At 62.1% G+C, this 24,526-nt stretch carries 26 protein-coding genes; 13 read left to right on the forward strand and 13 right to left on the reverse strand.

The features are described 5' to 3' along the window. Positions 1-195 precede the first annotated feature (195 nt). Genes O3306_RS04395 through O3306_RS04405 form a run of 3 tightly spaced genes read left to right on the forward strand, consistent with a single transcriptional unit; the run spans position 196 to position 2,623 of the window. Positions 196-1,134, forward strand: a complete 939-nt coding sequence (locus O3306_RS04395) for a bifunctional riboflavin kinase/FAD synthetase (protein WP_272003823.1) — start codon at positions 196-198, stop codon at positions 1,132-1,134. Beyond that, on the forward strand, positions 1,131-1,583 hold the full coding sequence (locus tag O3306_RS04400) for a YcgN family cysteine cluster protein (protein WP_272003854.1): 453 nt from the start codon (positions 1,131-1,133) through the stop codon (positions 1,581-1,583). The genes O3306_RS04395 and O3306_RS04400 overlap by 4 nt, the downstream gene beginning before the upstream one ends. Further along, positions 1,583-2,623, forward strand: coding sequence for a threonine aldolase family protein (locus O3306_RS04405; RefSeq protein WP_272003857.1), 1,041 nt, complete (start codon positions 1,583-1,585; stop codon positions 2,621-2,623). The genes O3306_RS04400 and O3306_RS04405 overlap by 1 nt, the downstream gene beginning before the upstream one ends. Before the next feature lie 70 nt (positions 2,624-2,693). Here O3306_RS04405 and O3306_RS04410 read toward each other — a convergent pair whose 3' ends face one another. After that, on the reverse strand, positions 2,694-3,554 hold the full coding sequence (locus O3306_RS04410; protein ID WP_272003860.1) for an alpha/beta fold hydrolase: 861 nt from the start codon (positions 3,552-3,554) through the stop codon (positions 2,694-2,696). Positions 3,555-3,557: 3 nt separating this feature from the next. Next, entirely contained in the window at positions 3,558-4,157 is a 600-nt protein-coding gene (locus O3306_RS04415) for a 2-hydroxychromene-2-carboxylate isomerase (RefSeq protein WP_272003863.1), read from the reverse strand. 107 nt (positions 4,158-4,264) lie between these two features. On the opposite strand from O3306_RS04415, the gene O3306_RS04420 reads away from it, so the two are divergent. Continuing rightward, positions 4,265-5,281, forward strand: coding sequence for a ribose-phosphate pyrophosphokinase (locus tag O3306_RS04420; RefSeq protein WP_272003865.1), 1,017 nt, complete (start codon positions 4,265-4,267; stop codon positions 5,279-5,281). Positions 5,282-5,318: 37 nt separating this feature from the next. Here the strand turns inward: O3306_RS04420 and O3306_RS04425 are convergent, their stop codons facing one another. Next, a complete protein-coding gene (locus O3306_RS04425) occupies positions 5,319-5,669 on the reverse strand; it encodes an H-type lectin domain-containing protein (protein ID WP_272003870.1) in 351 nt (116 codons plus the stop codon). Between the two features lie 130 nt (positions 5,670-5,799). Between O3306_RS04425 and O3306_RS04430 the strand changes: the two genes are divergently transcribed. Next, positions 5,800-5,961, forward strand: coding sequence for a hypothetical protein (locus tag O3306_RS04430; protein WP_272003872.1), 162 nt, complete (start codon positions 5,800-5,802; stop codon positions 5,959-5,961). A 54-nt stretch (positions 5,962-6,015) separates the two neighbouring features. Beyond that, positions 6,016-6,648: a CmcI family methyltransferase gene (locus O3306_RS04435; protein WP_272003874.1), complete on the forward strand. Its 633-nt coding sequence runs from the start codon at positions 6,016-6,018 to the stop codon at positions 6,646-6,648. A 67-nt stretch (positions 6,649-6,715) separates the two neighbouring features. Here the strand turns inward: O3306_RS04435 and O3306_RS04440 are convergent, their stop codons facing one another. The 5 genes from O3306_RS04440 to O3306_RS04460 form a co-directional block, all read right to left on the reverse strand. Further along, positions 6,716-7,150 (reverse strand): F0F1 ATP synthase subunit epsilon, encoded by a 435-nt coding sequence (locus O3306_RS04440; RefSeq protein ID WP_272003877.1) that lies wholly within the window; start codon positions 7,148-7,150, stop codon positions 6,716-6,718. Between the two features lie 65 nt (positions 7,151-7,215). Next, complete coding sequence (atpD, locus tag O3306_RS04445) at positions 7,216-8,640, reverse strand: F0F1 ATP synthase subunit beta (protein ID WP_272003880.1); 1,425 nt, start codon at positions 8,638-8,640, stop codon at positions 7,216-7,218. A 17-nt stretch (positions 8,641-8,657) separates the two neighbouring features. Then, entirely contained in the window at positions 8,658-9,533 is an 876-nt protein-coding gene (locus O3306_RS04450) for a F0F1 ATP synthase subunit gamma (protein ID WP_272003882.1), read from the reverse strand. Positions 9,534-9,551: 18 nt separating this feature from the next. Further along, positions 9,552-11,090 carry a F0F1 ATP synthase subunit alpha gene (atpA, locus tag O3306_RS04455; protein ID WP_272003884.1) on the reverse strand — a complete coding sequence of 513 codons (1,539 nt, stop codon included), beginning with the start codon at positions 11,088-11,090 and terminating at the stop codon, positions 9,552-9,554. Further along, on the reverse strand, positions 11,091-11,657 hold the full coding sequence (locus O3306_RS04460; RefSeq protein WP_272003887.1) for a F0F1 ATP synthase subunit delta: 567 nt from the start codon (positions 11,655-11,657) through the stop codon (positions 11,091-11,093). It abuts the gene before it with no gap. A gap of 458 nt (positions 11,658-12,115) precedes the next feature. Here O3306_RS04460 and nthA point away from each other — a divergent pair, with 458 nt between their 5' ends. Genes nthA through O3306_RS04475 form a run of 3 tightly spaced genes read left to right on the forward strand, consistent with a single transcriptional unit; the run spans position 12,116 to position 13,726 of the window. Next, the gene (nthA, locus tag O3306_RS04465; RefSeq protein WP_272003888.1) at positions 12,116-12,757 is read left to right on the forward strand and encodes a nitrile hydratase subunit alpha; all 642 of its coding nucleotides are present in this window, start codon (positions 12,116-12,118) and stop codon (positions 12,755-12,757) included. Beyond that, on the forward strand, positions 12,757-13,410 hold the full coding sequence (gene nthB, locus O3306_RS04470) for a nitrile hydratase subunit beta (protein WP_272003890.1): 654 nt from the start codon (positions 12,757-12,759) through the stop codon (positions 13,408-13,410). The genes nthA and nthB overlap by 1 nt, the downstream gene beginning before the upstream one ends. Further along, a complete protein-coding gene (locus O3306_RS04475; protein ID WP_272003892.1) occupies positions 13,397-13,726 on the forward strand; it encodes a nitrile hydratase accessory protein in 330 nt (109 codons plus the stop codon). Before nthB ends, O3306_RS04475 begins: the two co-directional genes overlap by 14 nt. Before the next feature lie 64 nt (positions 13,727-13,790). On the opposite strand, the gene O3306_RS04480 is transcribed toward O3306_RS04475, so the two are convergent. Both O3306_RS04480 and O3306_RS04485 read right to left on the reverse strand, forming a co-directional pair. After that, a complete protein-coding gene (locus tag O3306_RS04480) occupies positions 13,791-14,303 on the reverse strand; it encodes an NYN domain-containing protein (protein WP_272003896.1) in 513 nt (170 codons plus the stop codon). A 50-nt stretch (positions 14,304-14,353) separates the two neighbouring features. Next, positions 14,354-15,091: a class I SAM-dependent methyltransferase gene (locus O3306_RS04485; protein WP_272003899.1), complete on the reverse strand. Its 738-nt coding sequence runs from the start codon at positions 15,089-15,091 to the stop codon at positions 14,354-14,356. A gap of 81 nt (positions 15,092-15,172) precedes the next feature. On the opposite strand from O3306_RS04485, the gene gloB reads away from it, so the two are divergent. From gloB to O3306_RS04500, 3 genes are all read left to right on the forward strand, one after another. Then, the gene (gene gloB / locus O3306_RS04490) at positions 15,173-15,940 is read left to right on the forward strand and encodes a hydroxyacylglutathione hydrolase (protein WP_272003902.1); all 768 of its coding nucleotides are present in this window, start codon (positions 15,173-15,175) and stop codon (positions 15,938-15,940) included. 160 nt (positions 15,941-16,100) lie between these two features. Then, complete coding sequence (gene clpA, locus O3306_RS04495) at positions 16,101-18,425, forward strand: ATP-dependent Clp protease ATP-binding subunit ClpA (protein ID WP_272003904.1); 2,325 nt, start codon at positions 16,101-16,103, stop codon at positions 18,423-18,425. Further along, positions 18,425-19,402, forward strand: coding sequence for a M23 family metallopeptidase (locus O3306_RS04500; RefSeq protein ID WP_272003907.1), 978 nt, complete (start codon positions 18,425-18,427; stop codon positions 19,400-19,402). The genes clpA and O3306_RS04500 overlap by 1 nt, the downstream gene beginning before the upstream one ends. Before the next feature lie 8 nt (positions 19,403-19,410). Here O3306_RS04500 and O3306_RS04505 read toward each other — a convergent pair whose 3' ends face one another. The 3 genes from O3306_RS04505 to O3306_RS04515 form a co-directional block, all read right to left on the reverse strand. Continuing rightward, positions 19,411-21,603 (reverse strand): peptidoglycan -binding protein, encoded by a 2,193-nt coding sequence (locus O3306_RS04505; protein WP_272003913.1) that lies wholly within the window; start codon positions 21,601-21,603, stop codon positions 19,411-19,413. 2 nt (positions 21,604-21,605) lie between these two features. Beyond that, positions 21,606-22,823 (reverse strand): biopolymer transporter ExbB, encoded by a 1,218-nt coding sequence (locus O3306_RS04510; RefSeq protein ID WP_272003916.1) that lies wholly within the window; start codon positions 22,821-22,823, stop codon positions 21,606-21,608. A gap of 92 nt (positions 22,824-22,915) precedes the next feature. Continuing rightward, a complete protein-coding gene (locus O3306_RS04515) occupies positions 22,916-23,446 on the reverse strand; it encodes a gamma-glutamylcyclotransferase (protein WP_272003920.1) in 531 nt (176 codons plus the stop codon). A gap of 68 nt (positions 23,447-23,514) precedes the next feature. On the opposite strand from O3306_RS04515, the gene O3306_RS04520 reads away from it, so the two are divergent. Continuing rightward, positions 23,515-24,522 carry a DUF2125 domain-containing protein gene (locus O3306_RS04520; protein ID WP_272003925.1) on the forward strand — a complete coding sequence of 336 codons (1,008 nt, stop codon included), beginning with the start codon at positions 23,515-23,517 and terminating at the stop codon, positions 24,520-24,522. Positions 24,523-24,526 lie beyond the last annotated feature (4 nt).

Consider the following 24,526-nt stretch of genomic DNA (forward strand, 5'->3'; position numbering starts at 1 on the left):
CACGCCGCGCTGTTCGTTTTTCCCATTTTGCCTTGCATCGATTGTCCGCTGTCAGCGGATCAATGCCCTGCGAAATCTCGCTAATCTTTGAAACCGGGCGCCGCTAGGATCGGCGTAACGCGCAGGCGCGCAATCGTGACGCCCGCACCGCCATCGACTCTTGCACCCCTCAGCGCCGCGCGCTACCCCTGCGCAATGCGCATTATCCGAGATTATACCTATGTGGATCGATCAGACCGGGGGGCCAGCGTGGCCATCGGCAACTTTGACGGTGTGCATATCGGCCACCAGTCGGTGATCGACATCGCCCGCAAGGCTGGCGAAGAGATCGGCGCGCCGCTGGGGGTGCTGACATTCGAGCCGCATCCGCGTGAATATTTCGCGCCTGATGCCCCCCCGTTTCGCCTGATGGGCCGTGCCGCGCGCGCGCATCGGCTGCACAAGCTGGGCGTGGAGCGGCTTTATGAGTTGAATTTCAACGCCGCCCTGTCGGCGCTTTCGCCGCACGCCTTTGCCCACGACGTGATCTCCGAGGGGCTGGGCCTGCGCCATGTAGTCGTGGGGGCCGATTTCTGCTTTGGTAAGGGACGCGCAGGAAATGCCGCCGATCTCGAACGGTTCGGAGCCGAGATGGGGTTCGGCGTCAGCGTCGCGCGGCTGCTGGAGGGCGAGACCGGCGAAGTCAGCTCGACCGCGATCCGCCGCGCTCTGAGCGACGGGCGCCCGCGCGATGCGGCGGCAATGCTGGGCCACTGGCACCGGATCGAGGGCATCGTGGTCGGCGGCGAACAGCGTGGCCGCGAATTGGGCTATCCGACCGCGAACATGTCCATCTCGGGGCTGCACCAGCCTCGTTTTGGCGTCTATGCGGTGATCGTGGATGTGCTGGGCGGCCCGCATCAGGGGCAATATCACGGCGCGGCCTCGCTCGGGGTGCGCCCGATGTTCGGGGGCGAGGTGCCCAATCTCGAAACCTTCCTGTTCGATTTCTCGGGCGACCTCTACGGTACCGATCTGTCGGTCGCACTGGTCGAGTACCTGCGCCCCGAAGAAACATTTGATGGCTTGGATGCCTTCATTGCGCAGATGGATGCCGATTGTGTCCGCGCCCGCGAAATCCTGACAGCGCTATGACCGACCTGCGCCCGCGATTTTGGGAAACCGTGCCGCTGACACGCATGACCCGCGCCGAATGGGAGGCGCTCTGCGACGGCTGCGGCAAATGCTGCATGAACAAGCTGGAGGATGAGGACACCGGCGAGGTTGCCCTCACCCGTGTCGCCTGCCGCCTGTTCGACGATACAACATGCCGCTGCGCCCAATACCCGATCCGCCACCAGTTCGTGCCGGAATGCATCGTGCTCAAGCCCACCAACATGGATACGAACCTCTACTGGATGCCCGAAACCTGCGCCTACAAGCTGCTCTGGCAGGGCAAGCCGCTCTTTGACTGGCACCCGCTGATCACAGGCGACCCCGAGTCGATTCACGCGGCGGGCGTCTCCATGCAGAGCCGTACGGTGCCCGAGTTCGACGTGCACGAGGACGATTGGGAAGATCACATCATCGAGGAGCCGACCTGATGTTCTTTGCCTCTGACAACGCGGGCCCGATGCATCCCAGCGTACGCGAAGCACTGATTGCCGCCGATACCGGCCATGCGGTGCCGTATGGTGACGATGCCATCATGGCTGAAGTGCGCAGCACCCTGCGCGAAATTTTCGAAGCGCCGGAGGCCGCGATCTACCTCGTCGCCACGGGTACTGCGGCCAATGCGCTGACGCTGGCCACCCTGACGCAGCCCTGGCAGACCGTGTTCTGCACCCCGCTCGCCCATATCCAGAACGACGAATGCCACGCCCCCGAATTCTATACCGGCGGTGCCAAGCTGACGCTGGTGGGCGAGGATGACAAGATGACGCCCGAGCAGTTGCGCGGTGCAATCGACGGCTGGACCAGAGGCGACGTGCATACCTCGCAGCGCGGCCCCGTGGCCCTGACGCAAGTGACCGAGATGGGCCGCATCTATACGCTGGACGAGCTGCGCGCGGTCACGAGCGTCGCGGCCGAACATGGCCTGCCCTGTTTCATGGATGGTGCGCGGTTCACCAACGCGTTGCTTGCGCTGGATTGCACCCCGGCCGAGATGACGTGGAAGGCCGGGATCGACGCGCTCAGCTTTGGCGGCACCAAGAATGGCTGTGCGGGCGTTGAGGCCGTGATCTTCTTTGATCCCGCCCACGCCTGGGAGTTCGAGCTGCGCCGCAAACGGGGTGCGCATCTGTTTTCCAAGCACCGGTATCTTTCGGCGCAGATGCAGGGCTATCTGCAAAACGATGCATGGCGCGAAGCGGCCAGGACGGCCAACGCCAATGCAGCGTATCTGGCACAAGGGCTGCGTGATGTGACCGGCGCGGTGTTTCTGGCAGAACCGCAAGCCAACATGATCTTTGCCACCCTGCCCCGCCGTACCCATCAACGGCTGCGCGCGGCGGGTGCGGTCTATGCCCTTTGGGGGCCGCTGGACGGTGCCCCCGAGGAGTCTGTGAAAATGCGGCTGGTCTGTGACTGGTCCATCGGGCGCGACCAGATCGACCGGTTCATCGAGATCGCCAAAGGCTGACCGCGAGGACGGCCCGGCAAAACCTTTCGCGAAACGCAAATGCCACATGGGCTTTGCGTTTCGCCTTTGGTCAATGAATCTTATGGGGTAAATGCTTTTGGCACGGCAGCGCAGGTGCGCTGTCTTGCCGAAGAAACCGCAGGATTTCCGCGCTGACCTGAGCGGGATGGCTGAGCGGCGCCATATGACCCGCGCCGCCGATCACCGCCCGCTCTGCGCGCGGCAGTCGCATAGCCAAGCCGTCGCAGATCACGCCGATCACCGGCGGGGACTTGCTACCCTCTAACAGCAGAACGGGCATCTGCAGCGCCTCCAGCACGCCGGGTTCCAGCATGCCGCCCACGTCATCATGAAGCGCCGGCTGTTCTGCCTCGATCAGTGCCATCTGACACGCCAGTTCGGCGCGCTGTGAGGCCCGCAAATCCTCCCACGCCAACCCGTTGCCCCAGATCGCCAGAAAATGTCTTGCGGCGCGCTCGTGATCGCCCTGCGCCATCGCGGCGGCATAATCCGCTTCTGCCGCGCGTTGCGCCTCGGCAATATCGGGCCTATCGCGGGTTGCCACGGCAAAGAACACCGGCTCGATCAGGACCAGCGAGCGCACCCGTTCTGGCCAGAGCACAGCCATGCGCAACGCCGCTGTCGCGCCAAAGGAATGGCCGATGACATCCACCGGACCCTCGCGCGCGAAATCTGCCGCGATCCCGGCGGTAAGCGCCTGCATCTCACCACAAGACGCATCCCAGGCACCACTGCGGCCATGGCCCGGCAGGTCAAACGCGGTCATGGTCAATGCACCGGAGAGATATTGTGCGACACCGCCCCAGGCCGATGATTGCGCCAGCGCACAATGGATCATGACCGCCTGGCGCGGCCCCTGCCCGAACTGCGTCCAGTATGTTGCAAAGCCGCCCTTCTGCCCGCTGGGCATCGCCTAGAGCTTGCCTTCCAGATGCAATTCCAGATCCTCCAGCCGATCCTGTCCCCAGAAACACTGGCCGCTGTCCACAACGTAGAAGGGCGCGCCGAACACGCCGCGGCGCACGGCCTCTTCCAGGTTGGCACCGTAGGTTTCGGCGCCTTCCAGCAACCCGCTATCGGCCAAGGCAGGATCGAACCCCGCCCCGGACAGGCAATCGCGCACCACATCCGCCTCAGCGATATCGCGCTCTTCGGCCCAGACCGCGCGGCCAAAAGCGTGAACAAGCCCCGCCAGATCGCCGCCACCAGCATTCTGCGCTGCGATGATCGCATAAGACGACGGTGCCGAGTTCGTCGGCCAATGCGCAGGCTTCAGGTTCAGCGGCTTGTCCAGGCGCCGCGCCCGCCGCTCCATGTCCTGCAGCCGGTAGGCCTGCCGCGAGGGGTGACGATCTTTGGGCGGCGTGCCCCCCGTGCGCGCGAAAAGCGCCATGATATCGAGCGGCTTGTAGGTCACGCTCGCCCCGGTTTTCGCCGCGATTTCCGCAAGCGACGTGCCTGTCAGGTAAGTAAACGGCGAAAGTGTCGAGAAAAAATAGTCGATATGCGCCAATTTACGGCTCCTCTGCGGCTCAGCTGCTTTGCCAGACCCTACGCGCATGCTAAGCGGTGTCAACGTCACGAATCTGTCATCCAGGCCACCCTCAGGGAAAATCTCACATGCCAGTCACACCGGAACCGAAACTGATCTCGGGCAATGCCAACATGCCGCTTGCCACTGCCATCGCACGGCGGATGTCAATGCACCGGGGGGTCAGTCTCGGACTGGTCGATGCTCGGGTAGAGCGCTTCAATGACGGCGAGATTTTCGTCGAAGTATTCGAAAACGTCCGTGGCGAGGATATGTTCATCATCCAGCCGACTTCGAATCCGGCAAACGACAACCTGATGGAACTGCTGATCATGGCCGACGCGCTGCGCCGCTCGTCCGCCCATCGCATTACGGCCGTGATCCCCTATTTCGGCTACGCACGACAAGATCGCCGCTCCAAAGCGCGCACGCCGATCTCGGCCAAGCTGGTGGCGAACATGCTGGTCGAAGCGGGCATCGAGCGGGTTCTGACGATGGACCTGCACGCGGCGCAGATTCAGGGGTTTTTCGATATCCCTGTGGATAACCTCTATGCCTCGCCGGTTTTCGCACTCGATATCATGAAACAGTTCAAAGGCTGTCTGGATGAGGTGATGATCGTCTCTCCCGATGTGGGTGGCGTCGCCCGTGCACGTGAACTGGCCAAGCGGATCAACGCACCGCTCAGCATCGTTGACAAGCGGCGTGAGAAGGCCGGCGAAGTCGCCGAAATGACCGTTATCGGCGAAGTCACGGGCAAGCGATGCATCATCGTCGACGACATGTGCGATACGGCAGGTACGCTGTGCAAAGCGGCCGAAGTGCTGATGGAAAACGGCGCCTCCGAGGTTCATGCCTACACCACGCATGGTGTCATGTCCGGCCCGGCGGTGGAGCGTATCACCGCCTCGGTTCTGAAAAGCATGGTGATCACCGACACCATTGCCCCCACCGAGGCCGTGCGCGGCGCGCCCAACATCCGCATCATCCCGACGGCACCCGTCTTTGCGCAGGCAATCCTGAACATCTGGAACGGCACGTCGGTATCGTCTCTGTTCGACACGCCGACATTGGAACCCGTCTATGAGGGCCAGTTCGACAACTGACCCGCTTGCAGTGTCGGGCGAAAGCCCGGCACTGCGTTCAGTACAATTCCCAATCGTCCTCGTGGTACAGCTCTCCGATTGCCATCCAGCGGACACGCGCGCGCGCCACATGGGTATCCGCCCAGGTGCGAAACACCACTTCGAACCCTGTTTCGGTAATTTTTTCGGCTGACACTTCGATCCGGGCATTGGTTCCGCTGTCGATGTCCCACATCGACAGCGCGCATTGAACGGCGGGCGGCGTGCGAAAGGGTTCAGTGAACCGGACGGTGTGCAGGCGCATGCGGTCGCCCTCGCCTGTCCACATGTCCCCGCCGCTCTCATAGTCGGAAAACAGGACGGTTTCGCCCTGATCAATACCAATCAGCTTATTGTCAAAGCGTTTCATTCTATCTTCACTGCTACTATGAGCGCATGACTATCGACCCAATCCGGCGAAAATGAGATGAGATGATGGAAAATCCTGACTCCTCCGCACGTTAGCGCCATTTGCGAATCCTCTGAATCAAAAATGGCACATGACCTTGGCAAAGTCTTCCTTTTGGGCGGCCAGCATCAAGGCCGAAGATCAGAATAGCGGCAACCCGTTCCTCAAACCACTATCGTTGCCCGATTTCACCCATGGCAAACCCGCGCTCCGCTCCTGCCAACCCACCCTGCGCGATTCCGGTCCGATTTGACGGATTTCTGCGGATCGCTCATACCTGTTGCATCATACAACCGATGAGGGCCTGATGCGTTCGTTCAAATCCGCGTTTACCAAAGACTTCCTGCGTAAATACCAGGACGGTGTCATGAAATACCAATATCGCGGTATCGAATGTTTGCGCAGTCCGATCGACATGGCGATTCAGGGCCGCGCGATCTGGGACAACGCCCCCGGCACGATCATCGAGATCGGCTCACATCACGGCGCCAGCGCACTTTGGATGGCGGATCTTGTCGGCAATTATGGCCGCAGCACGCCAATCTATTCTATCGACGTGAAGGTGCCAGCGCTGACCGATCCGCGCATCAATTTCGTGACCGGGGACGTTATGGACCTTGGGGCCGCCTTTGCCGCGCACGGGATATTCGATGCGCCACGCCCCTGGTTCGTTCTGGAGGATTCCGCACATACCTACCCCTGCTGCCTGGCTGCGCTTGAATTCCTGGGAGAGCACATGCAGGCGGGCGAACTGCTGTGCATGGAGGATGGTCTGCTGGACGAATTGGGCGTCAGCGCGAATTACGGTGGCGGGCCGAACCGGGCAATCGCCGAATACATGCAGACGCATCCGGGAGTGTTCGAGGTGGACGAGGCGCTGTGCGACACGTTCGGTGTGAACGCGACCTATGCGCCCAACGGGTATCTGCGCAAACTCTGACCCAATCCAAAAGAAAAGAGCCTGCAAATATGCAGGCTCTTTGCGTTAGCTATAGTGGTTGGGCCTGTTAGGCAGAGAAGCTCGCCGACAGGCCGATCTCGTCACCAAGCGCCATCATGTCAGCCAGAAGTTTGGCTGCATCGTCGACGGGGCCGGGCTCGTTCACGAAGGTTTCTTCGGCCTTTTTCAACGCCGCATTCGCGCTTTTGACCATCGCTTCATAGTCTTCCTGCGTGATATCGGCCCGGGGCATCGCGCGTTCAGCCAGGACCGATACACCGCTTGCGTTGATCTCGGCAAAACCGCCGGTCACGACGTATTCACCAGCACCGTCACCACCGATGACGCGCACGATACCGGGGCGCAGCGTGGTGATCAGCGGGGCATGATCGGCCATCGCGGTCATGTCGCCTTCAGCACCGGGGATCTGCACCTCGGTCGCCTCGACCGACGCCAGCAAGCGTTCGGGCGATACCAGATCGAATTGTAATTTATCAGCCATTCATGGCCTCCTTATCCTGGCATGTGCCGGACCGCAGGGATGCGGACCGGCCCCTTGGCGCAGTTTTAAGCTGCGTCGGCCGCCATGCGCTCGGCTTTGGCTTTGACCTCTTCGATGCCGCCAACCATGTAGAACGCGCCTTCGGGCAGGTGGTCGTATTCGCCGGCCACAACCGCCTTGAACGACGCGATGGTTTCTTCCAGCGGAACCTGCACACCGTCAGAGCCGGTGAACACTTTGGCCACGTCGAACGGCTGGCTAAGGAAACGCTGGATTTTCCGGGCGCGTGCCACGGTCAGCTTGTCCTCTTCGCTCAGCTCGTCCATCCCGAGGATCGCGATGATGTCCTGCAAGCTCTTGTAGCGCTGCAGGATACCCTGAACGTCGCGTGCCACCTGGTAGTGCTCCTCGCCAACAACGGCGGGGTCCATCAGACGCGATGTCGAGTCGAGCGGGTCAACGGCAGGGTAGATACCCAGCTCGGAGATCGCACGCGACAGAACGGTTGTGGCGTCAAGGTGCGCGAACGAGGTCGCAGGCGCGGGGTCGGTAAGGTCATCCGCAGGAACGTAAACGGCCTGCACCGAGGTGATCGAACCGGCCTTGGTCGAAGTGATGCGCTCTTGCATCTGGCCCATGTCGGTCGCCAGTGTCGGCTGATAGCCCACAGCGGAAGGGATACGGCCAAGAAGGGCCGAAACCTCGGAACCCGCTTGGGTAAAGCGGAAGATGTTGTCGACGAAGAACAGAACGTCGGTCCCGGACTGGTCGCGGAACTGCTCAGCCAGTGTCAGGCCGGTCAGAGCAACACGCATCCGTGCTCCCGGAGGCTCGTTCATCTGGCCATAGACCAGTGCCACCTGAGAGTTTTCGAGGTTATCGGGGTCGATAACTTTGGATTCGATCATCTCGTGGTAAAGGTCGTTCCCTTCACGAGTACGCTCGCCAACACCAGCGAACACCGAGAAACCCGAGTGCACTTTGGCGATGTTGTTGATCAGTTCCATGATGAGAACCGTCTTGCCCACGCCGGCACCGCCGAAGAGGCCAATCTTGCCGCCCTTGGCGTAAGGTGCCAGCAGGTCGACGACCTTGATGCCGGTCACGAGGATGTCCGAGCTGGTCGCCTGTTCGGCGAAGGTCGGCGCGTCCTGGTGGATCGAGCGGGTTTCGGTCGCGGCGATGGGGCCACCTTCGTCCACGGGCTCGCCCACGACGTTCAGGATGCGGCCCAGGGTCGCGTTGCCCACGGGCACGGTGATAGGACCGTCGGTGTCGATCACTTCCTGACCGCGCACCAGACCTTCTGTCGCGTCCATCGCGATGGTCCGCACGGTGTTTTCACCAAGGTGCTGTGCCACTTCGAGAACCAGCTTCTTGCCGTTGTTCTCGGTGGTCAGCGCGTTCAGGATCTGAGGCAGGTCGTCGCCGAACTGAACGTCGACCACGGCGCCGATCACCTGGGTGATTTTGCCTTTTGCGTTTGCCATGTTTCGTCTCCGGTTCTTTAGAGCGCTTCCGCGCCCGAAATAATTTCAATCAGCTCGTTGGTGATCACGGCCTGCCGCGAGCGGTTGTACTCAATGGTCAGCTTCTCGATCATCTCACCGGCGTTGCGGGTTGCGTTGTCCATTGCGGACATCCGCGCGCCCTGCTCGGATGCACCGTTCTCCAGCATCGCACTGAAGATCGCGGTCGCGACGCCGCGCGGCAGCAAATCGGCAAGGATCGCCTGCTCGTCGGGCTCGTAATCGTAGAAGGTGCTACCACCATCCTCTTCGGGCGCATCGAAATCCGCCGGAATGATCTGCTTGGCCGTCGGGTGCTGGCTGACAACGTTCTCGAAGCGCGAGAAGTAGAGTTTCGCAACGTCGAACTCACCTGCATCAAACCTGTCGAGCACCTTTGCCGCCACGTTCTGTGCATCAGCATAGCCCACGTATTTCATGTCACTCTGATCGACATGTTCAACGAAGTACTGACCATAGTCGCGGCGCAAGGCATCGCGGCCCTTCTTGCCGACAGTCAAAATCTTGACAGTCTTGCCCTGGGCCAGCAACTCGCTGGCCTCTTGGCGTGCAAGCTTGGCGATGTTGCCGTTGAAGCCGCCGCACAGACCACGCTCTGCGGTCATCACGATCAGCAGGTAGGTTTCCTGCCTGCCCGTGCCGCTGAGCAGTTTGGGCGCGCTTTCGCTATCCCCGACAGCCGCCGACAGCCGCCCCATGACGGCGTTGAAACGCTCGGCATAGGGGCGGGCCATCTCGGCCGCCTCCTGCGCACGGCGCAGCTTCGCCGACGCGACCATCTGCATGGCCTTGGTGATCTTGCGGGTCGATTTGACCGACTCGATCCGATTTTTAAGGTCCTTAAGACTTGGCATGTGCCTCTGTCCTTTCCCTTAAGCGAAATCAGCGGCGTATTCGTCCAGCGCTGCTTTGATCTTTTCCTCGGCTTCGCCCTTAATCTTGGGGTCTTCCTTGGTGATCATGTCGAGCAGATCCGAATGCTTGCCGCGAAGGTGCTTGAGCAAGCCCGCTTCGAAGCGGCCGACTTCATTGACCTTGACCTTGTCCAGATAGCCCTTGGTACCTGCATAGATGACGCAGACGATCTCGGCGTTGGTCAAAGGCGAATACTGCGGTTGCTTCATCAGCTCTGTCAGACGCGCACCACGGTTCAGCAACTGCTGGGTCGCGGCATCAAGGTCCGAACCGAACTGGGCGAAGGCCGCCATTTCGCGGTACTGTGCCAGCTCCAGCTTGACCGGACCCGCGACGGATTTCATCGCGTTGGTCTGCGCCGAGGAGCCCACACGAGACACCGACAGACCGGTGTTCACGGCCGGGCGGATACCCTGGAAGAACAGGTCGGTTTCAAGGAAGATCTGGCCGTCGGTGATCGAGATCACGTTGGTCGGAATAAACGCCGAAACGTCGCCACCTTGGGTTTCAATGATCGGCAGAGCCGTCAGCGAGCCGGAACCATTCTCTTCGTTCAGCTTGGCCGAACGCTCCAGCAGGCGAGAGTGCAGGTAGAAAACGTCGCCGGGATAGGCTTCACGTCCGGGCGGACGGCGCAGCAGAAGCGACATCTGGCGGTAGGCCACGGCCTGCTTGGAAAGGTCATCATAAACGATCAGCGCGTGACGGCCATTGTCGCGGAAATGCTCTGCCATCGCGGTCGCCGAATAGGGTGCGAGGAACTGCATTGGTGCAGGGTCGGAGGCTGTCGCAGCGACGATGATGGAATATTCCATCGCGCCTTTTTCTTCCAGCTTCTTGACCAGCTGCGCCACGGTCGAACGTTTCTGACCAATCGCGACATAGACGCAATAAAGCTTCTTGCCCTCGTCATCGCCGGCAGCGTCGTTGATCGACTTCTGGTTCAGCATCGTGTCGAGCGCGATAGCGGTCTTGCCAGTCTGACGGTCACCAATGATCAACTCACGCTGGCCACGGCCAACGGGGATCATGCTGTCGACAGCTTTGAGGCCGGTTGCCATGGGCTCGTGCACGGATTTACGCGGGATGATGCCCGGCGCCTTGACGTCGGCTAGGCCGCGCTCAGAGGATACAATCGGACCCTTGCCGTCGATCGGGTTGCCCAGGCCGTCAACAACACGCCCCAGCAGGCCGTCACCGATCGGCACGTCCACGATGGACTTGGTGCGCTTGACGGTGTCGCCTTCCTTGATGTCACGGTCGGACCCGAAGATCACGATACCGACGTTGTCGGCCTCGAGGTTCAGGGCCATGCCCATGATCGAACCCGGAAATTCGACCAGTTCGCCAGCCTGAACGTTGTCCAGACCGTGCACGCGGGCGATACCATCCCCGACGGACAGAACCCGGCCCACCTCGGAAACTTCGGCTTCCTGGCCGAAATTCTTGATCTGGTCCTTCAGGATTGCAGAAATCTCTGCCGCTTGGATACCCATTTATCCGACCTCTTTCATTGAATTCTGGAGGGAAGAGAGCCTGGAGCGGATCGACGTGTCGATCATCTTCGAGCCCACCTTTACGATAAGACCGCCGATGAGGCTTTCATCTACGGTCGCATTGATTTTGACTATCTTGCCAACACGCGCCTTCAGCGTCTTGGCCAGCTTGTCGCTTTGTGCCTTGGTCAGCGCCTTGGCGCTGGTGACTTCGGCGGAAACTTCGCCCTTTTCATTCGCAATCAGCCCACGCAATTGCGCGATCAGTTGCGGCAACACAAAGAGGCGGCGCTTGGCGGCCATCACACCCATGCCCTGCGCCAGAGCGGCGGGCAGGTTCATCTTGTTTGCGATCGCGGCGATCGCCTTGCCTTGATCGTCGCGGCTGATCACCGGGCTGGAAATCGCTTCGCGCAGGTCGGCGCTCGCATCCAGTGCAGCGGCCAGGTCATCGACCCCAGCCTCCAGATCGGTGAGTTTCTTATTCTCCAGAGAGAGTTCGAAGATCGCCGTCGCATAGCGTTCGGCAATACCAGAGGAAATCGAAGCTGGTTCGGACACGTCCACCCTTCCGACAATTTAGGCCCCGGTTAGCGACGCAAGGTTTGCGTCTCCGGAGGCGTCTGTGAGCACCAGAGCACTCTTATCACTGTAATCCGGCGTGGGTCTAGCAGAGCCTTCCTTGGCGGGCAAGTTGCTATGCGGCATGTTGCGGTCCATTATAATCTTTTGTTTTCAAAAACTTGGCCATACTGCGTCGGTTTGAACCAGTTTTTCCGACCCAAAAACTTATAATTTTCCATGCATTTCGCGATTCCCCTACCCCCGGCAGCGCGGAACAACCGGAGAATGTTAACGCTATCAGCCGCAATGCCGTGAGCGCGAGCCCTGAAAGGGCCCGCCTGCCGCACAGTTTGCGCCCTCGGTATCGGCCTGCCAAAGCGGTTTGTTCCGGGTCTGCGCCCCCTGCGCTTGACACATGACCCGCCCCCGCCGCACGCTGGATTTCAGGGAGGACGCCACCGATGGCCACATTCGACGCAGATGAAGCGGCCCGGCTTCATCGCGATTTGCACAGTCACCTGCCCTCGGACCCGGCGCTGCGGGTCAAGACCCTGGAAAGCCTGATGGTCGAGCGCGGCTTTGCCTCCGAAGCCACTTTGGATGCCTGGGTCGAGGCCTATTCGGATCACATCGGCCCCAAACGGGGCGCAAGGGTGATCGCCCGGGCATGGACAGACCCCGCGTTCAAGGCGCGTTTGCTGGAGGATGCTGCCGTGGCCATCAAGGACTTCGGCTTTGAAGGCAGCGCAACCGCGCATCTCAAGGCCGTCGAAAACACCGATACCCGGCACAACATGGTCGTTTGCACGCTCTGTTCGTGTTACCCGTTTGCGCTGCTCGGCATGTCGCCCGCCTGGTACAAATCATTCGAATACCGCGCCCGCGCCGTTCGCGAGCCACGCAAGGTGCTGGCGGAATTCGGCGTTTCGCTGCCCGATGGCGTCGATATCCGCGTTTGGGACAGCACCGCCGAGCTGCGTTATCTGGTGATCCCCCAGCGCCCCGATGGGACCAAAGGCTGGGACGAGAATCGTCTTGCGGCGATTGTCACGCGAAATTCGATGATCGGCACCGATCGCGACCTTGATCCGGGCAAAGCCTGATGGACGGGATCCACGATCTTGGCGGGAAACAGGGGTTCGGCCCGATCGACGTCACCCATGACGGCCCGCCATTCAGCACCGAGTGGGAAGCGCGGATGTATGCGATCTCGCAAACCACCGGCGGTGACGACTGGACGATAGACTGGTTCCGCCATGTCATCGAATTGCTGCCGCCCGACATCTATCTCAACGAGCCATATTTTCAGCGCTGGTTCATGGTTTACGCGACGGGCCTCGTTCAAAGCGGCGTCACAACCCGTGCCGAGATCCTCGGTGGGGTTGCCGCCGCCAAGGAGACGCCGCCGCGCGACCAGACACTTGCCGAGGTGCTGGAAGAAGTCCGCCAAAGCGACAGGTCCTTTGCCCGCACTGCGACCGACTCCGCGGTCTTTCAGCCCCGCCAGAAGGTGCGGACCTTGCGACACGGGCATTCGGATCATACCCGCCTGCCCGGCTACGCACGTGGCGCTACTGGCGAAATCCTGACACATCATGGCGCTCACGCGCTGCCCGATGAAGGAGCCAAAGGCCGCGAGGCCGCCGAGCATCTCTATACGGTCGTGTTTTCCGCGCCTGAACTCTGGGGCGATGAGGCTGATCCCCGCGACACCGTCACACTGGACCTGTGGGAGAGTTATCTTGTTGCGGCCTGATGATCCGCTCGCCCCGCCGACACCCGGCTTTGACGCGCCATGGCAGGCCCAGGCCCTTGCCCTCGCCGATGCGATGGTCGCGGCGGGGCATTTCACGGCAGCGGATTGGGCCACCACACTCGGGGCGGCATTGGCCAATGCAAAGGATCAGGGCGCACCGGATACGCTCAACACCTATTACGAGGCGGTTCTGGGCGCGTTGGAAACACTGGCCGACACCCAACCCGGCCTGTCAGCCTCCGCGCGGCGCACCCGGCGCCAGGCGTGGGAAGCCGCCTATCGCCGGACGCCCCACGGCCAGCCCGTCAAACTCTGAGCGCGTCACCCGGTCCCAAAGCCATCATCACAGGCTCCGCGCGCAAACAGACATTCCGTCAGCGTTACAGCTCCAACTGCACCTGGCCATTTTGCAGCCTGCCCTGAACAAGGTGGCCCGGCTCGACGATCTCGGGGAACTCGTCAACCCAATCCCTGAACCGGTCATTCGTGACGACCCGCGCGCCCAGTTGTCGCGCCCCATCCAGCACCAACGGATCCGCTGGCTGGCCCTTCACCGCCACCAGCACCCGGCTTTCCGGTATCCCGAGCTGACGGGCCAGCCAGTCTGATCCCCGGTATCGCTCGGACAGTTTGTAGCCCACATTGGCATCGAACCACACGACAGCGGTAAATCCCTGCTCCGCAAGATATCCGACGACCCGGCGCAACGTCTCGGCCTTGGGTTCATTGCCATCCCAGAACATCACATTCGATCCATCCACAACGATCCAGCGGCGCGGGTTTCGCCGGATCCGGTGGTGAGGCTTGCGCAGGATTCGGCGCAGTACAATCAAAATAGCCAACGCCAGCAGGGCGCAGACCCCGCCCGCTATCATCTCGGGTGTAACACTCATAACCTGTCGCCTGCTCTGTTCCTCACAACACACGTCGCCTCGCGACGCTCTTAGACCGGCTTTGCCTCGGGGGCCGGTTTCAACACTTCCAGGGGCTTGCGCACCTTTGCCTTCAGCCGCCCGGTGGGCGCCTGCACACGCTTGCTGGCCTCCACCATCAATACCCCGCCAGCCGCGATGATCGACAGCGATCCGCCCATCCGCTCCCACATCCCGGCTGTCTTGCGCCAGAACGGGCGTGCGCTGGGTGGCTGGTAAAGCGTCGTGACATGACGCTCGGGCAGGAAATTATGTGCCTTCAACTGCGTCTCGAGCTGGATTTGCGAATATGGCCGCCCGGACCCGAACGGCGTGCGGTCGCTGCGCGACCAAAGGCCCGCACGGTTGGGCACCACGAACATCGCCGAACCGCCCGGACCCAGAACGCGCCAACACTCTTCCAGCAGTTCCGAAGGCTGGTCGCTGGCCTCCAATGCGTGAATGACCAGCAGCTTGTCCACATGCCCGGTTTCCAGCGGCCATAGCGTTTCGTCGCACAGCACGCTGACATTCGGCATGCCCTGCGGCCAGTTTATGACCCCCTGCGGTCCGGGCATCAACGCGATCACCCGCCGGGCATCTGCCAGATAGGGCCGCAGGAATGGCACCGCAAAACCGAATCCTACCACGGTCTGCCCCTTGGCCTCGGGCCAGAATTCCAACAGCTGCTCGCGCACGGTTTTCTGCGCGGCGCGACCAAGCGCGCTGCGATAGTAGAAATTGCGAAGTTCCTGCACGTCGAGATGCATTGCAGAGCGGCCCTTGTTCCGTCAGTCTGATCCTAGCGCGAACGCAAACGCGGTGAAACACCATAGACCCGGATAGCTCTCATGCCACTCGAAATCCTGACCATTCCCTGTCTTCAGGACAATTATGCCTTTATCGCCCACGACGCCGACAGCGGTGAAACCATGGTGGTCGATGTCCCCGAGGCCGGACCGATCAAATCGGCGCTCGCGGCCAAGGGCTGGACGCTGAGCCATGTTTTGCTGACCCATCACCACGCAGATCACATTCAAGGGCTGCCGGATTTGCTGGCCGATCGCCCCGCGACGGTGATCGGGGCGACCGCAGACGCGCACCGCCTGCCGCCGCTCGATCTGGCGGTGTCGGACGGCGACAGCTTCACCTTTGGCGGGCAGACTTGCCATGTGCTCGATGTATCGGGCCATACGGTGGGGCATATCGCCGTGCATATCCCCGGTGCCGGCGCGGTGTTCACCGCCGACAGCCTCATGGCACTGGGGTGCGGACGCGTCTTCGAGGGCACGTTCCCGCAAATGTGGGACAGCCTTGCGAAACTGGCCGCGCTTCCTCCCGAGACAATCGTCTATTCCGGCCACGAATACACCGCGGCCAACGCGAAATTCGCGCTAACTATTGATCCGGACAATCCCGCGCTTATATCTCGTGCACAGGCCGTTGAAACCGCGCGCAAACACGGCCGCGCAACCGTCCCCTCCACTTTGGCCGAAGAATTGGCCTCTAACCCCTTTCTGCGCCCATCCGATCCGGCCATCCGGGCTAGGTTGGACATGCGCGACGCAACCGACGCGGAGGTTTTCGCCGAGATCCGCGCCCGTAAGGACCGGTTCTGAAACCTGACTCTATTTCAGCACGGCAGTGAAATAATCAGCAAAAGTGATCGGGATCGTAGAAAAAAACCTTGAAGCTGGCGCAGTATCGACCAAACTTTAATGTTATCAGACTAAGGTCGTAGGCGTATCGCCCGGCCGAAAATCAGAAGGAGCACCAGACGTGCCTTCATTCTCGACGACACTGGAACAGGCAATTCACGCGGCGCTGGCCTTGGCCAATACGCGCCAGCACGAATTCGCCACGCTGGAGCATTTGCTACTGGCACTGATTGACGAGCCCGACGCTGCGCGCGTCATGAAGGCGTGCAGCGTCGAAACCGAGGATTTGCGCAGCACGCTGGTCGATTTCATCGACGATGACCTGTCAAACCTGGTAACCGACATCGAAGGGTCCGAAGCGGTTCCCACGGCTGCATTCCAGCGCGTCATCCAGCGCGCCGCAATCCATGTGCAAAGCTCAGGCCGCACCGAAGTGACCGGCGCCAACGTTCTGGTCGCGATCTTTGCCGAGCGCGAATCGAACGCCGCCTATTTCCTGCAAGAGCAGGATATGACCCGCTACGATGCGGTGAATTTCATCGCCCACGGCGTCGCCAAGGATCCCGCATTCGGCGAGGCGCGCTCCATCACGGGCGCCGAAGAAGACGAACAGCGCGCCAAGATGGAGTCCGACGCCGTCGAGGCGGGCGAATCCGCCTTGGCAAAATACTGCGTCGACCTGAACGAAAAATCCCGTCAGGGCGATGTGGACCCTCTTATCGGTCGCGCCGGCGAGGTCGAGCGGTGCATTCAGGTGCTCTGCCGCCGTCGCAAGAACAACCCGCTTCTGGTGGGTGATCCCGGTGTCGGCAAGACCGCGATCGCCGAGGGCCTCGCGCGCAAGATCGTCTCGGGCGAAACCCCCGAGGTGCTGGCGAACACCACCATCTTCTCGCTCGACATGGGCGCGCTGCTGGCTGGCACACGCTACCGCGGCGATTTCGAAGAGCGGCTGAAAGCGGTCGTGACAGAGCTGGAAAACCACCCCGACGCGGTTCTGTTCATCGACGAGATTCACACCGTGATCGGTGCGGGCGCCACATCGGGCGGCGCGATGGATGCGTCCAACCTGCTGAAACCCGCGCTTCAGGGCGGCAAGCTGCGCTGCATGGGCTCGACCACGTTCAAGGAATTCCGCCAGCATTTCGAGAAGGACCGCGCGCTTGCCCGCCGGTTCCAGAAGATCGACGTGGTGGAACCCTCGGTCGAGGATACGGTCAAGATTCTCAAAGGGCTCAAACCCTATTTCGAGGATCATCACAGCGTGAAATACACCAATGATGCGATCAAATCCGCGGTCGAGCTGAGCTCACGTTACATCAATGACCGCAAGCTGCCCGACAAGGCGATCGACGTGATCGACGAGGCCGGAGCGGCGCAGCATCTGGTGGTTGCCTCCAAGCGGCGCAAGTCCATCGGCGCCAAGGAGATCGAGGCCGTCGTCGCCAAGATCGCGCGCATCCCGCCCAAGAATGTCAGCAAGGACGATGCACAGGTTCTGCGCGATCTCGAAAGATCGCTCAAACGCGTCGTCTTTGGCCAGGATCATGCCATCGACGCGCTTTCATCCGCGATCAAACTGTCGCGCGCTGGCCTGCGTGAACCGGAAAAGCCCATCGGCAACTACCTCTTTGCCGGCCCCACAGGCGTGGGCAAAACCGAAGTGGCCAAACAACTTGCCGATACGCTTGGTGTAGAGCTGCTGCGTTTCGACATGTCCGAATACATGGAGAAACACGCGGTCAGCCGCCTTATAGGTGCGCCTCCGGGGTATGTCGGCTTTGATCAGGGTGGTCTACTGACCGATGGCGTCGACCAGCATCCGCATTGCGTGCTGTTGCTCGACGAGATCGAAAAGGCACACCCGGACGTGTTCAACATCCTGCTGCAGGTCATGGATCACGGCTCGCTCACCGATCACAACGGCCGCACGGTCGATTTCCGCAATGTCGTGCTGATCATGACATCGAACGCAGGCGCATCCGAGCAGGCGAAATCCGCCATCGGCTTTGGCCGTGACCGGCGCGAGGGCGAGGATACAGCCGCCATCGAGCGGACGTTCACGCCCGAATTCCGCAACCGTCTGGATGCGGTGATCAGCTTTGCGCCGCTGCCCAAGGAAGTCATCCTGCAGGTGGTCGAGAAGTTCGTGCTGCAGCTCGAGGCGCAGTTGATGGACCGCAACGTGACCATCGAGCTGACCGCACCCGCCGCCGCATGGCTGGCCGACAAAGGGTATGACGACAAGATGGGCGCGCGTCCGCTGGGCCGCGTGATCCAGGAACACATCAAGAAACCGCTGGCCGAAGAACTACTGTTCGGCAAGCTGGCCAAGGGTGGCGTCGTCAAGGTCGGCATCAAGGACGGCAAGATCGACCTCACGGTTGAAGGCCCCGATCACCCGCGCCTGACCGGCAAGAAGCCCCCGCTGCTGACCGCCGACTGATGTACCGGCTGGCGGCGCGGGCGCTGCTGGTCGCCACCCTCGCCGCCGCTCCTGCGGCGGCGACCGAGCGGCCTGAACTGGGCCTGCCGGTTGCCTGCACGCTGGGCGAGACCTGCCATGTTCAACAATATGTCGATTACGACCCCGGCCCGGGCCTGCGCGATTTCATGTGCCGCAGCCTCAGCTATGACGGACATAAGGGCACGGATTTCGCGCTGACCTCCCACGCAGCGATGCGGGCGGGCGTGGCGGTGATCTCCAGCGCACCGGGCCGGGTTCGGGGCATCCGCAACGACATTCCGGACCGCCTCTATACCGACGACATGGCCGAAGAATTGCAGGGGCGCGCCTGCGGCAATGGCGTCGTCATCGACCATGGCGGCGGCTGGGAAACGCAATATTGCCATATGCGCGAGGGCTCTGTCATGGTTCGCGCAGGCGATGTGGTGGCACGCGGCGCGCCCTTGGGGCTGATCGGGCTGTCAGGCCGCACGCAATTTCCGCACCTCCATCTGAGCGTTCGCAAGGACGGAGCTGTGGTCGATCCGTTCGATCCCGATGGCGCGATCACCTGCGGCGCGCCATCCACCGACACGCTGTGGATCGATCCGCCCGCCTACCAGCCCGGTGGCCTGCTTGCGGTTGGGTTCGCCACCGCCGTGCCCGGCTTCGATGCAATCCGCGACGGCAGGGCACACAGCGATCAGCTACCACCAGACGCAGCCGCACTGGTCGCCTGGGGCTATGCCTTTGGCGGAGAACCGGCAGATGTGCTGCGTATCGAAATCAACGGCCCCCAGGGACGGGTGTTCGCCCATGACGGGCTGATCAGGAAACACCAGGCGCAGTTTTTTCGCGCGGCAGGACGCAAGACCAAAGCCGGCGAATGGCCAGCGGGCCGTTACACCGCCGTGGTGGAGCTGATCCGCGACGGTGCCGTGATCGACCGGATGCAGGCGATCACTGACATCGAATGATGCGCCGGTTATTTTTCCGTGAATTTCAGCTCGATCCGCCGGTTCTGCGCCCGCGCCTCGGTGGTGTCGGCGGTGTTCACCGGCTGATACTGACCAAAACCATTGGCGGCCAGACGGTCCGGCGGAATGCCCAGGAAATCGATCATGTAGCGCACCACCGACAGGGCCCGCGCCTGGCTCAGCTCCCAATTGTCGGCAAACTGGGCAGAGTTGCGGATCGGCACGTCATCGGTGTGACCATCGACGCGGATCACCCAGTCGATACCTTCGGGGATATCATCGACGACGTTGCGCAGGATTGCAGCCACCTTGGCGATCTCGCCACGCCCGGAGGGTGACAGGGTCGCCTGCCCCGGCGGAAACAGCACCTCTGAAGAAAACACGAAGCGGTCGCCTTCGATCCGCACGCCTTCCTGGGTGCCCAGAACATCGCGCAACCGCCCGAAGAATTCAGACCGATATTTTTCCAGGTTCTCGCGCTCGGCTGCCAGCCGCTGTTTCTCGGCCTCCAGCAGCGCGTTCTTTTCTTCCTCGGCCTCGCGGCGGCGGCGCTCTTCTGCGGCGACGCGCGCCAGCGCGGCGTTCAGGTCACGCCCCAGCGTCTGCAACTGCACATCCGCCGTCGCCTCGCGGACCTGCGCATCATCCAGCAGCGCCTGCAACTCTGACAGTTGCGTGCGCAGTGCCGCGACCTGCTGGTTCAGCAGCGCCTGTTCGCGCTGCGCCGCTTCCGAAACGCTTTCCTGGCGGGCCAGTTGTTCGCGCGCCTGTGCCAGCAAGGCTGCGCGTTCTTCAGCCGCGCTCAATTGCTCGGCCGCGTCAGCCTCGGCCGCCAGCTTGGCGGCAAGCGCCGCGGCCAGCTTTTCGCGCACTTCCTTGGCGCTCAGGGATTGTTCGGTCGTCGTGGCCTCCAGGGTCGCAACTCGGGTCTTGAGCGATGCCATCTCCTGCTGCGCCGTTGCCAGCGCGCTGCGCAGCGCGGCCAGCTCCGCATCCTTGCCTGCGGCATCTGCCAGCGCACTATCAAGCTGCCCCTGCAACTCCTGCTTTTCCGCGCTCAGCGCGGCAGTGGTCGTCTGGACCTGCGCCACCGCATCCGTCAGCGCGCTCTCTACCTCGGCAAGCCGGGTGCGCAGTGCCTCAATCGAGGCATCCCGCGCGGCGATCTCGGTGCGGGCAGTATCAAGCGCGGTTTGCAGATCCGCCTTCTCGGCCGCCAGCGACGTTTCCGTGTCGCTGCGCGCTGCCTCCAGTTCGGTCAGCTTGCGATTGGCGGCATCCAGCTCTGCCTGCAATGCCTCCATGCGGCTGGCGCTGTCCTGCCCGGCCAGCAGGGCAGCTGCCAGTTGATCGTTCAGATCCTCGCCCGCATCGCGTGCCGCCGCCAGAAGGCTCAGCGTATTTTCGGCTTCGCGGCGCTGCTCTTCGAGCGCGAGTGTCATCGCGGTCAGTTCGGCCTGCGCGCCTTCCAGCTTCGCGCGCAGTGCTTCGGCGGCAGCGGCCTGCGTCAGACGCGCCTTCTCTTCGGCGGTCAGATCGGCCTGTAGATCCTCGATTTGCGTGTTCAGCGCGATCTGCGCCTGCGACGCTTCGGCATTCTCGCGGCGCAAATCAGCGATCATCGCCTCCAGCGCATCGGCCTGTGCGGCGGCCAGACGCGCTGCCTCGGTCTGTGCGTCGATTTCATCGCGCAAACCTGCCAGCGTCAGTTGCAGCGCCTGCTGTTCCGTCAGAAACTCCGCTCTTTCGTCCTCCAGGGCAGCTATATGCTCGCGGTCGACACTTTGCACGGACAGCAGCCTCGCGACCTGCTCTTCGAAACTGGCGATGCGCGCCTCTGCCGCGCCCAGCGCCGCGGCCTGGCTGTCACGCTCTGCCCGCAGCGACGCAATCAGCGCGGCCTGCTCCTGCTGCCGCTTGCGCGCATCGTCGAGTGTGGTGGTCAGCGCGCCGACACGCTGCGTCAGCTTGGCGCTCTTGTCCTGCTCCAGCCCCAGTGCCGTCGCCAGCGCCGCCACATCAGCCGACAACGCCTCAAGCTCGGTTTCCTGCCCGGTGATGGTCTCGCGAAGGACGAACTGCACCACCATGAAAATGGTAAGGACGAACATCAGAACCAGCAACAAACCGGTCATCGCATCGACAAAACCCGGCCAGATCGAGGCCTGGAACCGTTGCCCGGTGCGCCGTGACAGGGCCATATCTAGCCCTCCTGCTCCGGCGTGGTGCCGCGTTTGTACCGCGCGGCGGGCGGAGCCGGACGGCTATGGCCCAGCGCCCGCAAGAGCGCCGCCAGATCGGTGCGCAACTCGGTGATGGCTTCCTGGCGTCCGGCGCTGATCTCCTCGAGGATACGCAGCATCTGCACATCGATCGAGCGCAGCCGCATCCGGCTTTCGGCATCCAGCCCTTCCTGGCTGCTTTCGGCGCGCGCGGACAGCTTGGAAACCAGGCGCTCCTGCCCTTCGGCGACACGCATCAGGATTTCGTTGGTCTGCCCGGCGCTTTCCATCCGGTGCGTCAGACGCGCCACCGCATCGGCCAGCGTGCCCAGCTTTTCATCCACCGTCGAGCGCGAGAGATCCGACTGCGTCAGCATCATCTGCAACGCTTCCATCTGCTCGCTCATGTGGTCGATCACACCGCCCAGCATATTCTGCTCGGGCGACCCGTCGCCGTCGGAGCCCGCGAACCCGACGCGCGTGATCGTCGACATCCACTCTTCCAGTTCACGGTAGAACCGGTTCTGCGCCTGGCTGGCGAAAAGCTCCAGCAGCCCGACAACCAGCGATCCCGCCAGGCCCAGCAACGATGACGCAAAAGCGATGCCCATGCCGCCCAGTTGCGATTCAAGCCCGGTCATCAGCCTCTTGAAGACTTCGACACCAGCTTCACCCTCTTGCGGGGCAAGGCCGCGGATAGTGTCCACAAGCGCAGGGACCGTTGTGGCGAGCCCATAGAATGTACCCAAAAGTCCAAGAAAAATCAGCAGGTTGACGATATAGCGGGTGATTTCGCGCACTTCGTCTATGCGCTGCACCACCGAATCCAGGATCGACTGGGCCGAGCTTTGCGCGATCTGCATGCGTTTGCCGCGCTGCCGCAACAACGTGGCAAGCGGGGCCAGCAATTGCGGCGCGCTGGTCATCTCGTGCCCGGTGTTCTCGGACGCAAAGCCTTCAAGCCAGCGGACCGAGACGATCAGCTGGAAGACCTGCCAGAAACACGACACCACACCAATGAAAAAGACAAAGATGATGAACCCGTTCAGATAAGGGTTCGCCTGGAACACGGGCAGTACCCGGGGCAGCGCCACGAACGACCCGACCCCCGTCAACGCAACCACGATAAACATCAGAATGATCTGACGCACGGGATGTGAAAAATGCTGCTGCTCGACCTTGCGGCCCGGCTGGTCCATATGGACGCTCCCGACACGTTACTGCTTGTGGCGCTTTGCCGCGCGCTCTTCCGTGCGTCAGCCTACGCGGTTAGCCCCTTTAAGCCAAGGGGTTATGGGGCAATATCGCGCACCCGCTCCGAGAGCCAGGACAGATCGGGGTCGTTGATCCCCAGTTCGGTCAGATGGCTGGCGGTATTGTAGAGATACTCGGTGTTCGGTCCGCGCCCGCCAACCGCATGCGCGATGATCTGCGCCTGTTCCTCCAGCGGCAGCCCGCCGCAGTACTGAACGTGATCGCGATCGACCACATAGGCAACCGCCGTCACCTGCCGCCCATCACAGAGCTGCACGTCAAGCATCCGTTCCAGATAGGCCGACGAGATCAATTCGCGTTCGCGCAGATAGGCCAGCACCGCATCCTGCCGATCATCCGGCACAGACAGCGCCACGCCCTGACAGGCCGCGCCCTCGCCCTCGTCCAACGCCAGGACCAGACCAGGATTGGCATCCGTGCCGCGATGATGGATGCTGCGCATGCAAAAACTGCGCGAATAGCCCGGCAGCGTCGCGATCACCTGATCTTCGACCTCAAAGCCCGGATTCCACACCAGTGATCCATAGCCGAACACCCACATTGTCATTTCGCTGTTCCCTCGCGCGTTTCGCCCTATAAACACCATCGCGGCACGCCGTAAAAGGGGGGCGATCCATGCGGGCATTGCTAAGCATCATCATTCTCGCCAGTCTCGGCTGGAGCAGTTACTGGTTCGTGGGCGCCCGGGCTGCGAAATCCGGGTTCGAGGCGTGGTTCGACACCCGCCGCGCCGAAGGCTGGGTGGCCGACTACGCCGATCTTGCCCTGCGCGGCTTTCCCAATCGGTTCGATACCACCTTTTCCGAGCTGGCGCTGGCTGACCCCGGCACGGGCCTCGCCTGGGAGGCGCCGTTTTTCCAGCTGCTCGCCCTCAGCTACAAGCCGAACCACATGATCGCTGTCTGGCCGCAGACGCAACTGATCGCGACCCCGCTCGAGAAATACCGCATCACCAGCGACGACATGCGCGCCAGCATGGTACTGAAGGCATCGACCGGCCTGACGCTGGACCGTGCGACCCTTACCGCGCGCCAACTGACCATCGCACCGGATGGTGACAATGCGCCGCTGCAGATCAAGGGGCTGACGCTCGCGGCAGAACACGTTCCGGCAGACGCGGACGCCCATTACCATCTGGGTCTGCGCGCCGATGGTCTGGCCCCGCCGAACGCCTGGGCCGCGCGGGTGGATCCGAACGGCACCTTGCCGGATACCTTCACCGTGCTGCATGCCGATTTCACGATCCTCTTCGACAAACCGTGGGACCGCCACGCGATCGAGCAGGCCCGCCCACAACCGAAACAGATCCGGCTGCGTCTGGCCGAGGCAACATGGGGGCAGCTGTCACTGCAGGCGGCTGGCGAACTGATGGTCGACGCGGCGGGCCAACCCAGTGGAACCGTGACGATCAAGGCGCGCAACTGGCGCGAGATCCTGCAGCTGGCGCGCAGTTCGGGCAGCCTGCCCGCCGCAATCGCGGACCCGCTGGAGGAAGGGCTGACACAGCTGTCACGGCTCGCGGGCAACCCCAAGACGCTGGACATACCGCTGGAGTTTGCCAAGGGACGCATCTGGCTGGGGCCCGTACCTATCGGACCTGCGCCGGTTCTGCGATTGCGTTAAAGCG

The organism is Roseovarius sp. ZX-A-9 (genome assembly GCF_028369135.1).
Classification (GTDB): Bacteria; Pseudomonadota; Alphaproteobacteria; order Rhodobacterales; family Rhodobacteraceae; genus Roseovarius.